Consider the following 13819-nt stretch of genomic DNA (forward strand, 5'->3'; position numbering starts at 1 on the left):
CCTGATTGGTCTCGCATCCAAGTTTGGAGGGTGAAACGCCGCGTTTTTACAGAAAGGGTGCTGCGCCGGCATGGCGCCATCATGTCCGTTGAGTCAAAATCTTAAGCGGCACATCAGCTATCAAATGGCCGGGTATTGACTTAGGTGGGACTCATGGGAAGAAAGTGGCTCAAGCAGGAAAAGCGGACGAAGGAGCAGTTGTTCGACGCTTTGGTGAAAAACGCCCTGGGGTTCGTAGAGACGTCACTGGATCACGTCAAGGAAAGACCCAAGAACTCTATCGTCGACCTGTATACGGCTATTGAACTCTTTCTCAAAGCACGTCTAATGGCGGAGCACTGGACGCTTATGCTGGCCAAGCCAGAGACTGCCGACCTCCAAAACCTATACGTCGGAGACTTTCTTTCCGTCTATCTGGATGACGCCCTGAAGCGGATCAACTCGATACTTGGAGAGAAAATTGACGTCGCCGCGTCCGATAACTTCAAAGCTCTAGGCGAACACCGCAACCAAATCGTCCACTTCGCTCATTCAGCTCATGACGACCTAGCAGCCACTCAAGCGGGCGTCATCGTTGAGCAGTGGGCCTCATGGCACTACCTGTATGCCATGCTCACAGAGACATGGAAGGACGTTTTCGAGCCTTACAAAATTGAGCTTCAAAAACTGAACCACCGCATGATGAGACAGCGTGATTTTCTCAATTCGCGGTTCACAATTCTCAAGCCGAAAATCGAAATCGAGGTGAAAAAAGGCAAGACGATCATCGCGTGCGGGCATTGCGAACTTTCTTCAGCAGTTGCAGGTGAAGTACACGCTTGGGGGACAGATTACAGCTGCCTGGTGTGCGGGGTCAGTGACACTGCGGTAGTGAAGGCTGATATCAAATTACCCTGCCTAGGATGCAATGAAGAAATAGAGTTCTTTGATGCAAAGGTGACCGAGTGTCCGACGTGTCACTTCGCTTTGAACACCGACTCTTTGATTGATCTGTGTACCGCTCACATCCATGAGGGAGATCAGTGGTGGGAGGAGGGCGCCGAACATATTGCGTCATGCCATAACTGCCAGTGCGCACGGCCTTCCGTGTTCGTCATCGATGGTTTGTGGAGTTGCGTGTCATGCTTTGATCGCGGATGGCAAGCAGTTACGTGTGAGCGTTGCGGCGCTTTTGTGACAGGAGATATGGAAAGAATTCAATATTTCGCCTGCCACAAATGCGAGGATCAAGTTCGGCAGGAGTACGACGCGATGGCCACGGCCGGTGCTGCAACTGAGGAAAGTCAGGATGCTAAAAAGGAAGCATGATCCAATTAAAAACGACCCGCACTCGGCTTGACCTGTCTCAGGAAGGGATGCTTTGGAAGATCGCGCTGGCGCACCTTCCTGACGGGGCTTGAGTGCAGCATCGGCACATACAAACATCTCGGTTTTGCTTCCTGGTTCGGAGGACTTATGAGTCGTGACGACAAAGACACGGTGTATTGCAATGTTCAAATGCCGATGGCCAAGGGGAAGGAGCTTTCACGGTTAGTGGCGGAGCTTAGAGAGTCAGGTGCTCATCCTGAGCTCGACTCAGTCTTTGAGGAAATACAGCACGAGCTGAATTCTTCAATTGAGTTCGTAGAGGAGCAACTCGCCGATACTGGTGGATTTGGCCGACGGCCACATTGAAGCTCCCGAGCTAACGTAGCCAGCGACTTTAAGAAGAGGGCAGGGTGTCCGCATCGGAAGGAGGTAAACCTAATGTCTAGCGGTGCTGCTGATCGCAGTCTGCGTGAGCGAGAGAAGATCAGGAGGAGAGCTTTGTGGACGCTATCTGATCTTCTGCCAGGCGATCCCAAGGCTATTCCAGTCGTATCTGTGCTTGACGATATTGATCGCCAGGACGAGGCCGACATTTTAATGACACCAGTGGTGAAGGTAGAAGCGCTTCGCAGGTTCGTCGTCACCGAGTTTCACTCGAGCAACCTACAAATTGTTCGGGATGTCAGCATTCCCGAACCTTGGCGGGAACGATTTCTACAAGCGAGTATCGGTTCGACTCGACCGGAAGCGGGGTCGTATCTTCACGACCTAGAGAAATTCATCAATCTTTGGACGCAGGAGAATCAGCACCTGGAGGAACACCGTTCAGCGATCGATAAATACATGTAGAAAATAACTCAAGTTTTTCGAAACGCATCCGTTTGTATTCATAAGAGCAAACACAAAGGACGTTTCAATGAACCTGCACCAAGCTTCAAAAGCATCTTCTGAATTTCGCATTTGTAGAGAGTTCGATTCGTGGCGCGGCCTAGATTTTGACGAGAAATACACGTGCGCAATCGAAGTGCTGCCGTCAGCGCGGATCATGATCGAGCTGGACATTGTGAGTTGCAGTGTCACCCTCGAAGTCGCTCAAGAAATCGCAGAATGTGTGAAAGAAGCACTGGCTATTTCTATCGACGATGATGGCTACCAAGTCGAAGTCAAAAAACGGCCAAATGGCCTGTTCAAAATTCGCAGCCTTGCCGGAATGCGCGGAATGCAGTACGCAGCGTTTGGCGAAATCGATATTGAAGGCGCGAGCGGAGATTTTTTTGAGGATTCATCTTCTGGCACGACATCAATTGTGGTCGCCACTATCCAAGATGGGGGGTACGAGTTAATTTTTCCCTTCATGGGCTACTCATTCACGAAAGCTGATGCAACCTGGCTAAGCGAGGCGTTGTTCAAGGCCGGCGGGGAGCTACAGAGTCGGGTGCGGTAGAGTACCAGGAGGCACCGCCAAGCCTTTAAGGCTTTCTCTAGCGTCCCTTTCGATGCCCTCGGCGTTCATTGCAGACCGGTTATGGCAACAGGTAGCCTACCTCAGCATGGGCTCTGGCGCGCTCCTCAATCTGCAGGCTTTCTGGATCACGAACCTTTTGATAAGCCCGATCACCTACATACCAATCACAAGACATTGTTGTCATACGCCTGTTTAGACAGTGCTTAACATGCTTGCACGCGGTAGGAAAATGGAGGTGTTTGCGGTCGTAGCCAATGGGCCTGCTAGATAGAACGGATAGATAGCTCTGAGAGGTGGTTTTTTAGACTAGCGCTTCCGTGCCCGCCAGATTTCGTCAATGTCCAGATTAGCTAAGGCATCGCGCATCAGTGTAAAAGCGTTGTCCGAAAACTGGGGAATACGAGTCGATCCAAATTCGAATACGTTACGGCACTTCACATCCTCGTCTATGCCCAGATGTGCTCGTAGCGCTTTGGCTTTAGGTTGGGAAAGCCCTACCTTCTTCGCGAGATCGGCTGCTCCAAGATGAAATTTTTTCTGTAGGTCTAACTCACGAACTGCCGCAGCCTCTGCTGGGTCATCTCCGCCGATATACCGTACAGGCGCACCTACTTTTTTCGTGAAGTGAACGACCAAGTTCACGCCTTCGCCGTCAGTACGAGTGCCCACCATCGAAAGACGAGGGAAGACTTCATTGATGCCCTGGCCGCCACGCACTGCCTTTTCAACCCGATCAATATCGCGCTCGGATACTTCTACTTCTTCCACCGCGATGGATTCCATGGCCAGCATTGATCGTATACGGCCACGTGCTTCATCACGCTGACGTCTTCCCGGCTCCAACAAATCCCTAATCAGGTTGTATTCCCTGTCCACTAAAAACTCAAAATCACCTGGCGGCATAGTCGACACTGGCAGCACTCGAGCCGGAATGTGATCAATCAGGCTAATCTCTAATGCCCGGAGCAGGTACGCATCGAATGCAGTTATCAATGCCCTAGTGTTGAGGTACAGCAAGTCTTCGGCAACAATCACCGACCAATGCTGTGCAGCATCACGCAGACTATCCACTGCGCGCATCACACCGGCCTCTTCTTGAGTCAGGCCATAGTGGGCAATGCAAAGCCCAAGGCTTTTGTCGAACGAAATTGAGCGCCCTGTAACCTTATCGAATACTTTGGCCTTGTTCTGAACAAGGACTGCCTTGAGCAGCATTTCACAGGCGTGCTGAAGGTGGAGCAATACGGTAGTGATACGGCCATCGTCGTCAAAGCTATTGAAGGACTGCATCCCGATACGAAGGGAACTGACAGCTTTGATCTTAAGGGTTCGTGCGTCCCGTACAAGCTTCATTATTCATTCCTTCGATCATGGTCAAACCCCGAGGTTGATCGGGTTTCGCACTACGGGGTGAGAGCTGAATTCTTCATCAATTCTCTGCAACCAGTCGGGGTTTTCGGATTTTCGGCCTGAGCCCACGATTATCTTCAGCGCGCACTCCCGACATTGGTCGAGCAGTGAGTAAGGGATTTGCTCTAGCAGCCCTTTATACTCATCAACGTCACCATCGCGGTATCGATAAAGGTCTGCGCACCACAGGTTGTTAACCCACTCGGTGATATCTTCTTCGGAGTGCTGTGACGTATCCACTAGGACTTTGACGAAATCGACGATCCGAGGGCGCTCGCGCTTACCAAATCCTCGAGTGGTGAGACAGAAAAATTTCACCGACTTGATAGCCTGTCGCCACTTCCAGGTCAGCGAGTCGAGAGACTGCTCGTCACGCAACTCTGGCACCAGCCTATACGGGTTAATCAACTCTCCCGTGTCTTGAGCTACCGCATGAATTATTCGATTTACATTAAATAATCGCCATTCATCACGAGTGTGGCAAAACGCGCCAATGAGAATATCGTTTTCCTTTTGCAGATCCGAGATTTCCCGTTCGGTAATGCAGCCTTCACCATCTTGATATTTGATGAGTATGCGCATGTGATCTCCTGAAATAGCCCCTTCCATAGGACGCAGGATTGAGTCTAGGTGCTAATCCCTTGCAGCAACAGCTTCCTGAGGAATTGCTCCGATACCGCTATCTTTTCACCAGCCCTTTGTACCGTTCTCGTGATGCAAGTATCTGGTCTCTGAGCTCTTCAGGGTCGATTCTCATGCCGCCCCGCGGAGTTGTCTGCAGCGTTCTCAAGCTGTTCACAGCCTTTATGAACGCTCGTTCCTCTGCCTGAATCCATTCAGGACGATTGTCTTTCCAAAATGACCATAACATCGGGCTAACTCCACCACTGATTGGATGGAAGCAGTATGTGGGAGCTTCAGGTAATGTCCAAGCCGAGAAGTGACTTAGGTCATCGTGCAAGCGGAGCGCGCAGACCAGGAAGGTCGAAGGCATGAGGATGGAAGCCCGCAGGGCCAAGACCCGTCGATAGACGAGGCTTGGTTTACGACAGCCATTCCCAGAGGGGTATGCCCGAAAAATAAAAGCTAGGTTATCGAACCGCACGCTGTTCGTTCGTACGAGAAGCTACACCCATGGCGTAAAGATCATAAGTCTTTCGCAACAACAATTCGTCATCAGACGATACATACGCATGCATGAAGACTGTCGACAAGAAACGCTTCCGTTCGCCATTGCCAACCTCAGACCAAACTCTTGGTTGCCCTTGAGCATCTGGGACTGCCAAGCGATCAAGAAGGTACGCCTCAAGGCTATGCAACCGCTGCAAGCCATCGATCAAAATATCGCTGCTCTCAGCCATTGCTCGCCCCGCACCCGAATCACACCACTCATTAGTGAGATAGCTTCCGAGATCCCCTCCAGACCACACAGAAACGATGAACCGAGCCTTTTGACCAAGATTCCATACTACTGGGCGATGCCAAGACGGAACAGGAATGCCCATTACAAAATCCGCAGCCCAAGGGTACTTCTCGTGAGCAACAGATGACTCGACCAAGTGTTTTTCCCAGCGAGAAACCAAGATATCAATCGGATACTGGTTGGTGCTGGTTGCCAAAATTTGACGAGGCATTCGAAGGCTTGGATCTGAAATTTCGTCGTCCGCGTAGCGCTGAAACTTGGAAGTCATGAATGTCCTTGGAGGAGGGGAGTGCTAAAGGTGGACGAACCAATGGTGCGGATGAAATTACGCCGCCACTCATCAACGATTGAGATGATCAGTAAGTCACGCTCTGTTGAGATTTCGATCTGCTCACCATCAACGAGCGCTTGCGCATAGCCCTCAGCGAAGGCTGCAGCTCTGTCAAAGTCGGAAGAGGAGTCAGAGGACGCGATGTAGCTGACCAAGCGCTCCCACGCCCTGCGTTGACGATGACCCTGGATGGTCTCGGCAAACGGCACGGCGCCTTTCAGGGAGCGTGAAAATGCGATCGTTGGTAGGTTCAAAACCGTTTTCTCTAGATGTCATAGATATGAAAAACGGTTCCTTTTGAGAAACCTTGAGCCGTATAAGAATTTTTTTGTGCCGACACAAACAGGCGTCAGTCGGACGCAAGCGCGTGGACGTGCCAAAGGCACTCAGATATCCACCGGGCCAGACCGGAAAGCTGCGGGCCAAGCGGCGAATCTTCTTCGGGCACAAAGCGGCACAAAGCCCTTGGCAAGACTTAGAACCTAAAAGGGCACCAACCCTGTAGCTGATCAACAAGACTCTTGATCGGTCAAGGGCATCAGGCCGCAGCGATCGGGTGTGACGGTTCCTGAAGATGCTTGCCGAGCAGAGCGGGGGATACGTCCATGATGCGTACCAGTATTGGGCAGGCGAGGTAGTCAGGAAGCATCGTATCGAGTAGCTTGCGGCATCACAGCTCAATCGACAGGCCATTGGGCACGTACGATAGCTCCTCGTGTGATGGACTTACGAGGCTATTCGAATTTCACGTTCGATTGTAAAAGGAATTTATTTATGGCTGTTCCCGCCGAGTTCAACGCCGCACAGTGGTTCTCCGATAACACAGCGGGCGGCTCGCGCCTTACCCCTGAAACTCAGCATTCCATCGCTGACTTCACCACCATGTGGAATTTCTTCGAGGGGAATCTGTGCCGAAATGAGGGGAATATCGCTGCCTTCGAACGCGTTGCAGATCTGTATCGACCGAACGCTGATCAGCATCAGGGGGTTTGTGGTTGCGTGGCCTTCTGGCGGTCTCGCTATACGAATGAAGAGGGCATACTGCCTAGATTCGACAGATTGGAGTTTCGCGCTAGAGATCGCAGGGTGTTGGTAGAAAGTGTTCTATTGGGGCAGAACGATGAACCGCATGATGTGCTGCTGGCAACGCTCATCATTATCTACAGGCTGCGAAATAACCTCTTCCATGGGCTCAAGTCGCTCGACACACTCAATGATCAAGTTGAGAATCTCAGGACAGCCACGTACTGCTTGTCCATTGTTCTGACGGCAACACCTTCACATCTCGTCAGACCTCAATACGCTTAATTTGGCTTTGGCGGCACGGTACTGCGGTGGCAGTGTGCCGCCTACGCCAAGAACAAATCATCAGCCTCAAATACAGAGCGAATGAGTGTTATGCAGCTGCAGGATTTGCTTGCTAAAGGATATTTTCCAATTCAGCTACCGGTGGGATTCGGCACGAAGAGACTCGCGGACAGCATTGAGCAGATCAAGGCTGTATGGGACGGCGCGCCGGGGAAACAGGCCGGCGCTTCTCAGTCTGAGAAATTCTCGGTCGCTAGATCCTCCTACAGCAGGCGCACAACCTCGATCCCTAATCCTGTTAGTTTCTATGCCTTGGCTAAGGAGATCTGTGAGTACTGGCCTCAGATCCGGGCGCATTACGATAAAAGCGAAATCTCTCGCAGCATACCCGGCACCGACGGTAGTCTCAGAGCGATCGAGCTGACGAAGTTCAGCGACTTGTATGAGGAGCGCGTATGCCAATCTGCAGGGGCCCGTTACGCGCTGATCACCGACATATCGAGCTATTTCCCAACTGTGTACACGCACACCATCCCGTGGGCACTGCACACCAAGCCGGTTGCCAAGGCGAACAAAACCAAAAAAACTCCTGATTTTTTTGGAAATATCCTTGATGGTCGTTGCATGGGGACACAGGATGGCCAAACCATTGGCTTGCCTATTGGCCCCGACACTTCCCACATCATCGCGGAAATCATCGGGGTGTCGATTGATGAGGCCATCTGCGCTGAACTGGGTGGATGGCCGAAGGGGTTTCGTTACGTCGACGACTTCACTTTCTTCTTCAACAAACGTGAGGAAGCTGAGAGGGCTCTGGCAATCATCATCAAATGCGTCAGTGCTTACGAGCTCCAGATCAACGCCTCCAAGACGAAGATCGTCGAAGTGCGAGAGCTCGTCCAGGAATCCTGGAAATACAGCCTCAAGAAACTGACCGTCTCAGCGAAAAAGCGTCAGCAGAAAGACGATATTCACCACTATTTCGAGATGTTGTTCTCACTTGAATCAAGGTTCAAGGACGAGAGCCTAGTCAAATATGGCCTAAAGCAGCTGTCCTCATCCATCGTCAAGAAGTCCAACTGGGCGATCGCCGAAGCGTACTTTCTCAAATGTGGGTATGGATTTCCCAACACGTTGCAGGTAATTACCCAAATCCTCGCGACCTACCATCGCTATGGTTATCCATTGAATATGAACGCGCTCGGCGCTTTCAGCCGAAATCTGTTGGAGTCGGCTGCCGCCGCGAATCACCACAGTGAGACTGCCTGGCTCCTTTGGCTGTGCAAGGAACTCAGCATCCATCTTGACGCCCCTTTGATCCGTCAAGTGCTTCAGATGGAGAGCTCTGTATGTTCGCTCATCGCTCTGGATCTCATTCATTCAAATTTAGTCGACGGTGAGGTAGATCTTGCGGCTTTAACGGGTCTACCGCTCACAGATCAGGCACTCAAAGGGAACAACTGGTTACTGGCTTACGAAGGGGGTCGCCGGCTGTGGCTCGGAAATCCAGATATCGCTTTCATAGAAGCCGACCCCTGCTTCGCAGCACTGCTAAACGCTGACGTTAGCTTTTATGACCAGGAAGCCAGGCTACCGGCTATATTCCAAGTCAAGATCGAAGCAGCGGAGGCTATTGATTTCGACTCGGATGACGAAATCGACCGTGATTTCGAGTTTGACAGTATGGATGAGGAATACTTCGATTCGGCTGTAACGGATACTGATGAGGAAGGCGAGGAGCAGGGCGCGGCATCAGCCGGTAAAGGAAATCTAGCTGTAGATCCTGAAGCACCAGATGATTGGTGAGTCTTGCATAGACGGAAGTTGTGAACTGGATTCGTGGCTAATGCTGGTCTAGTGCATCCAATGCCTTCCTTGTACATGCTCGCCTATATGGATGCTAATCCACTTTCCTGCTTTCCTCGGTATGGCCGCTCTCAACCGATGCTGGTGCAGGATTTTGGGCCTCTAGCAGAATAGAGGCCAGTGGTGAGGGCACCGCGACCGCCCAGAAAGGGACTGCATAAGCGAAGGAAACCTTTGCCTCCAGTGTCACCGGCTTGCTAGGTCGCTCTGCGCGCTGCATCGCAACATGTAGCCTCTGCCTTATCGCTTTGCGGGCCACGGAATTGATTTCCACACCAGCTAACGTGAGCAGGAGCCGTGTGTACGCCGACCGATGAAAATCGTCAGGGCAGCTTGGGTGGCGGAACATCGGTTCAAAGCAATACTCGATCAGTTGCAGCATCACACCTAGGTTACAGCGCACTTGCAGGAACATCAGACAGACAAAATCGGCTATGACGGGCACAGCAGTATCAAATGTTAGGTTCGGCTCGGCTAAGTAACTGCGCAATCGGTTGATCCCTATATTTGCAAACGTCTCACCCTGATCCATCATGACTATAAGGTCTGCAGCTTGGATCGAGACGAAGCTGCGCCTGGTCATCACCAATTGAACAATTGCACGAGAGTACTCAGCACGCGTCAAACGCTCTGATATCAGTTCATTCGTCAGTAGCATTTGAGGAGATGCGCCCTTGATCTCCAGGAACCCTGCTATAGCTCGGAAGCGGGCGTCTAACGACAGTAGGGCACCACCGTATTCCAGGCAAACAAGCAGGGTTGCATACTCTCCTTCACCCAGAATGTCTTTGAGTGTATGCATCTGTGCCGCCAGTGTGGGTGGGCCATATGCCGGTACCACCTCACAATACTCATCAATAGCGGCACAGATTGAGTCGAGAAAGGCACGCTCCCGATGCCAATTTTCCTCTGTCTGCTCCTGCATACCGAGTTGCCCATCGTGTGAGAAGAGCGTCCCTCCCTTGTGAAATCGCTTTGACGACTCGATCTTCGTTTCTAGCGCTTGCTTGGTGGCAGCAGCTACATACAGCCTGGGGATGTGCTCCAGTACATCGAGCATTCCAAGCGTCGCAAGCTCTACCAGCATGGGAAGATCTACCACCCAAGAGTGATCGGAGGCAGCGATAACCGGGAACTCATCGTGGGTCTGGCCCACACCCATCGAGACCTCCAGCAATGGCCCCTCATCGGGCCAGCCTCTGACGAGATCGATCACATCCACACCGAGCATCTGCGCGATCAGCCCAAGCGTAGCCATGTGCTGGCTGTAGAGCCCAATTGTGTTAAGGCCCTGTGTTTTTTTCCGTTCGATTTGCTCGATGAAGAAGGAGAAATCCAGCTCACCATCCTCACGCGTGGGGATGGTCATGGCGACTAAACTTTTGCTCGGAACGACCGCGCTTGAGACCTGCCCATATGATAGGTCGAGCAAACGTCGGTGAATGGTCACTATCCGCTTAACCTTGAGCGTCTGCTCTCCTATCAAGATGCGGATTGTTGTGGTTTCGCCAACTTTGAGACCAATAAGCTCGACAGCCTGCGCGGAGTCCGCAGCGATGAACTCCGCGGTCGGCGAGAAGGGTGGGTCAATGTCAAAATCTATTGAAACGTAGCCGCTGCCGCCGTTGCTGTCTTCGAGTTCGACTGAAGTACCAAAAGCGACCTCAACTGGGTTGGTGAGGAATGAGTCCACCGTGCCGGATGCCATGACCATGAGTGAGATGTGACCGGCCGCAGCCTCAAGATTGCCCAAGTTCACTCGCATGGTGCGGTAAATGCGAGCGATGCCTCGATCATGCATCCCCCGACTGATCTCTGCGTTAGCAAGTTTCAATTGATCCTGAGCGGAGCCTTCCAGAAAGACAGGAAGCGTGGCTATGCACGCGTCCATCTGCCCAGGGTTTATGTTGGCTAGAACCTGGATCAGCAACAACCATGCACTGGCATCAAGAGGGCTCTCAGAAACGATCATCTCTGCGATTTCACGCATCCTGGGCCAATCACCGGCGTTACCGTAAACGTTCAAAGCCACGTTTCGGACATCTGCGGACTGGCGCCATTCCCCTGGAAGCGACTCCAGCAGATCTCGAACCTTCGCGCGCTGATCAGTTAGGGCGTATGCGTGAAGAAGATCAACGTGCAATGGAGTGAACGAGTCGCGAGGAAGCACGCGTTCGAGCATCGCGATAGCATCATCGTGACGCCGTGCATGGAGCATCCACTGCGATGCCATGGACAGCTCCAGCAGATCGCTGCTTTGCGGTGCGAGTTCAGCCACACGATTCTCGAATGCCTGGCGCACTGCTTCGTTATCGATAAAGGCCCGAGCAGCGAAAACCCCATCGGTAATATTGCTGGTCTGGGGAGTGACACCTAGCAGCGAAAGCTCTTGCTGAACTGCATCATTGCGTTGCTGACGCAGCAACAATTCCCAGTGCATGTGGCGGAGTATCCGCAGCACTTTCGCCGACTCCTCCGTGACAGGCCGCTGCACCTGTACACCGTAGGCAGACTCGAGCATTGGCTCTCTACCCGCAACCAAGCATGCTTGGCCGAAGATAACCAGTGCGTCATCAGGAAGCTGGTCAAGGCGATCGGAGAAGCGATCAACAGCTTCACCTTCACGATTCAAATCGCATAGGGCCTCAAGTTCCACTCGGGCCGAGGTCTCATGTTCTGGGACGCCGCGCTGTCTTCCCTGCTCGATCATGTCCAACGCCTGAGCCGGCTGCCCCAATAGCAGATACGCATAGGCGAGGTGAAACACGACGTCAGTCTTTGTCCTGGGACTTTGCTCGGCCCATAGAGCATTCTCGCGATCCTCAAACTTGGACATGGCATCCATGATGAGCTCACGTCGATCCAGGGGCTGAGATCGCGTGTTCACGTGGAACGGGTTGTCCGTAGCGAGTCGCAGCGTAAAACGCAGATAGTTTTCGACGATGAAAATGGAACTGTCAGGCTGCTCCAAAGCTTTCTTGATAGCGTTGACGGCACCAAGATCGTCCCCGGCGCCAGCCCTGGAACTGGCCACCATCTGCCAGGCCCCGGATTTATCGCGAAAGGCTTCGGGGATCTCGTCTTCAGTTAGCTCTTCTCTATTGAGGACTCTTGCGTTGGTGTAAGCGATCCATACCGAATACGACTCCGGAAAGCGAGCCAGTGCCGCCTGGCCAACCTGGATGGCAGCCAGCACATCATTTTTGAGCATGTGAGCCCGGACATGACCCGCAGCGATACGGTCATCGTCGGTATAAAGGTTTGCGGCTGCCTCAAGATCTGTCGAGGCGATCTCATCGTCCCCAAGATGCCAGAAGCACATCCCACGAAGGAAATACCAACGGGCCTTCTGGTGAATATCAAACGTGTCCAGCTCGTCCTCGAGGAGTTCCAGCTGAGTCAAGGCATCCTTGTATCGGCGATCGTTGTGCAGCGTGCTGATGCGGTCGAGCTGGCGCGTAGCAAATGTAGTTTCCGACCCTTGGATTGCGATGGGGAGGTCATCAGTCAGCAGTGTGCTGCCGGCAGCGCGGCCAACGGAGAGGAGGGGAGCGAGATATTCCGCCAGCGGGGTAAGCTCTGACGCGCGCTCATGGCTGACAGGCATCGTACCCATTTGGTAGGCCCGCACACTCTCGCGTATCAGCTTGGCCGTATGAAATTCCTTGGCAAGCTCACCCAGATGGGCTGAAGCGGAAGAGAGATCGATTTCTCCCGCCGTGCCATTGAGCTCAGCACACACAGATAATAACTGCGACCACACTGCGCCGCTGTCCCGGCTAGGTAATGCCTGGGCGATAAATTGCTTTTGGTATCCGGCTTCCTGAGTGCGATCCGAGTCCAGGTCGTGGGGGACGAACTTCAGGTGGAGCGCGAACTGGCGCAGGTCTTCGTCGTTAACCGTGGCCTCATTGTATTGCTCAGCTGCAGCCTTGATGGCGGCGTAAGCAGTCCGGTTCCGAGCGTTACTCAGACCCTCTGAATGCACACGGGTGTACCAGGACTCATGTGAAAGAGACGCCAAGGCCAGCCTGACAACCTCTACCGCGCCTTCCATGGATGACGAGCTAGACACGTGGTAGACGATCAAATTGTCGTCCAGTCCACGCTGGAATGTTGGCTTGATGAAATCGAGCCACGCAAGCCCTACGGCTTCGGTAAAAACGTCATTGGCAGTCGCCTTGAGTGACCGCTTCATCTGCATTCTGATGGTTGCTTTCTGTCCAGTGCTCGCCGACGCAGCATGGACAACGAGGTCGTCAGTATTGTGGTCAAATCCTCGACCTTGGAACAGCAACCCGACGATGGCAAACCCTTCGCGCAGCCCGGCACATGGGATGCCTAGGCACATAGCGAGTAACCGCACCGCCTGTACGCGTTGCTCAAACGCACCGCCACGCCCGCCAGTTGAAATAGGGCTTGCGACCTTTTTCTGCTGGGGTTTCGGTTTTGGGTTGGGAGCTTTTTCTCCCTTTGCCTTTGGAGGCCTTGCCATACCTGGCTCGCACAACTGATATAGGGCCCTATCTTATCGATCATTAAGCGCCATGCGTAGCGTTGACTTCGCAAGAAAATTACATAGCGTGCGGCCTGGGGCATGGAGTTCGTATCGAGCGCCAGCATCGTCGAGATGTACCATCCTATGACCACCAAAAAACATAAAAAGGCAAGCGGAGCGCGCAGGCGTGAGGATGGAAGCCCGACAGGG

The 13819-nt window shown here is 52.8% G+C and carries 11 protein-coding genes; 6 read left to right on the forward strand and 5 right to left on the reverse strand.

Annotated features, from left to right (window positions below):
• The first annotated feature begins 153 nt into the window (after positions 1 to 153).
• The 4 genes from HB680_RS16165 (at position 154) to HB680_RS16180 (ending at position 2752) form a co-directional block, all read left to right on the forward strand.
• Positions 154 to 1308: a hypothetical protein gene (locus HB680_RS16165; protein ID WP_191951203.1), complete on the forward strand. Its 1155-nt coding sequence runs from the start codon at positions 154 to 156 to the stop codon at positions 1306 to 1308.
• 147 nt (positions 1309 to 1455) lie between these two features.
• Entirely contained in the window at positions 1456 to 1674 is a 219-nt protein-coding gene (locus tag HB680_RS16170; RefSeq protein WP_191952817.1) for a hypothetical protein, read from the forward strand.
• Between the two features lie 72 nt (positions 1675 to 1746).
• Positions 1747 to 2157 carry a hypothetical protein gene (locus HB680_RS16175; RefSeq protein WP_191951205.1) on the forward strand — a complete coding sequence of 137 codons (411 nt, stop codon included), beginning with the start codon at positions 1747 to 1749 and terminating at the stop codon, positions 2155 to 2157.
• A gap of 67 nt (positions 2158 to 2224) precedes the next feature.
• Positions 2225 to 2752, forward strand: coding sequence for a hypothetical protein (locus HB680_RS16180; RefSeq protein ID WP_213939612.1), 528 nt, complete (start codon positions 2225 to 2227; stop codon positions 2750 to 2752).
• A gap of 327 nt (positions 2753 to 3079) precedes the next feature.
• On the opposite strand, the gene HB680_RS16185 is transcribed toward HB680_RS16180, so the two are convergent.
• From HB680_RS16185 to HB680_RS16200, 4 genes are all read right to left on the reverse strand, one after another.
• Positions 3080 to 4129, reverse strand: a complete 1050-nt coding sequence (locus tag HB680_RS16185) for a hypothetical protein (RefSeq protein WP_346657405.1) — start codon at positions 4127 to 4129, stop codon at positions 3080 to 3082.
• An 18-nt stretch (positions 4130 to 4147) separates the two neighbouring features.
• The gene (locus HB680_RS16190) at positions 4148 to 4765 is read right to left on the reverse strand and encodes a hypothetical protein (protein ID WP_213939614.1); all 618 of its coding nucleotides are present in this window, start codon (positions 4763 to 4765) and stop codon (positions 4148 to 4150) included.
• Between the two features lie 509 nt (positions 4766 to 5274).
• Entirely contained in the window at positions 5275 to 5874 is a 600-nt protein-coding gene (locus HB680_RS16195; RefSeq protein ID WP_213939615.1) for a hypothetical protein, read from the reverse strand.
• Positions 5871 to 6191: a hypothetical protein gene (locus HB680_RS16200; RefSeq protein WP_213939616.1), complete on the reverse strand. Its 321-nt coding sequence runs from the start codon at positions 6189 to 6191 to the stop codon at positions 5871 to 5873. The genes HB680_RS16195 and HB680_RS16200 overlap by 4 nt, the downstream gene beginning before the upstream one ends.
• A 520-nt stretch (positions 6192 to 6711) precedes the next feature.
• On the opposite strand from HB680_RS16200, the gene HB680_RS16205 reads away from it, so the two are divergent.
• Positions 6712 to 7245 carry a hypothetical protein gene (locus HB680_RS16205; protein WP_213939617.1) on the forward strand — a complete coding sequence of 178 codons (534 nt, stop codon included), beginning with the start codon at positions 6712 to 6714 and terminating at the stop codon, positions 7243 to 7245.
• A 90-nt stretch (positions 7246 to 7335) separates the two neighbouring features.
• Positions 7336 to 9051 carry an RNA-directed DNA polymerase gene (locus tag HB680_RS16210; RefSeq protein ID WP_213939618.1) on the forward strand — a complete coding sequence of 572 codons (1716 nt, stop codon included), beginning with the start codon at positions 7336 to 7338 and terminating at the stop codon, positions 9049 to 9051.
• A 94-nt stretch (positions 9052 to 9145) separates the two neighbouring features.
• On the opposite strand, the gene HB680_RS16215 is transcribed toward HB680_RS16210, so the two are convergent.
• Positions 9146 to 13462 carry a hypothetical protein gene (locus HB680_RS16215; RefSeq protein ID WP_213939619.1) on the reverse strand — a complete coding sequence of 1439 codons (4317 nt, stop codon included), beginning with the start codon at positions 13460 to 13462 and terminating at the stop codon, positions 9146 to 9148.
• Positions 13463 to 13819 lie beyond the last annotated feature (357 nt).

Origin of the sequence: Pseudomonas sp. dw_612 (genome assembly GCF_018449725.1) — a bacterium.
In the GTDB taxonomy this organism is placed as follows: domain Bacteria; phylum Pseudomonadota; class Gammaproteobacteria; order Pseudomonadales; family Pseudomonadaceae; genus Aquipseudomonas.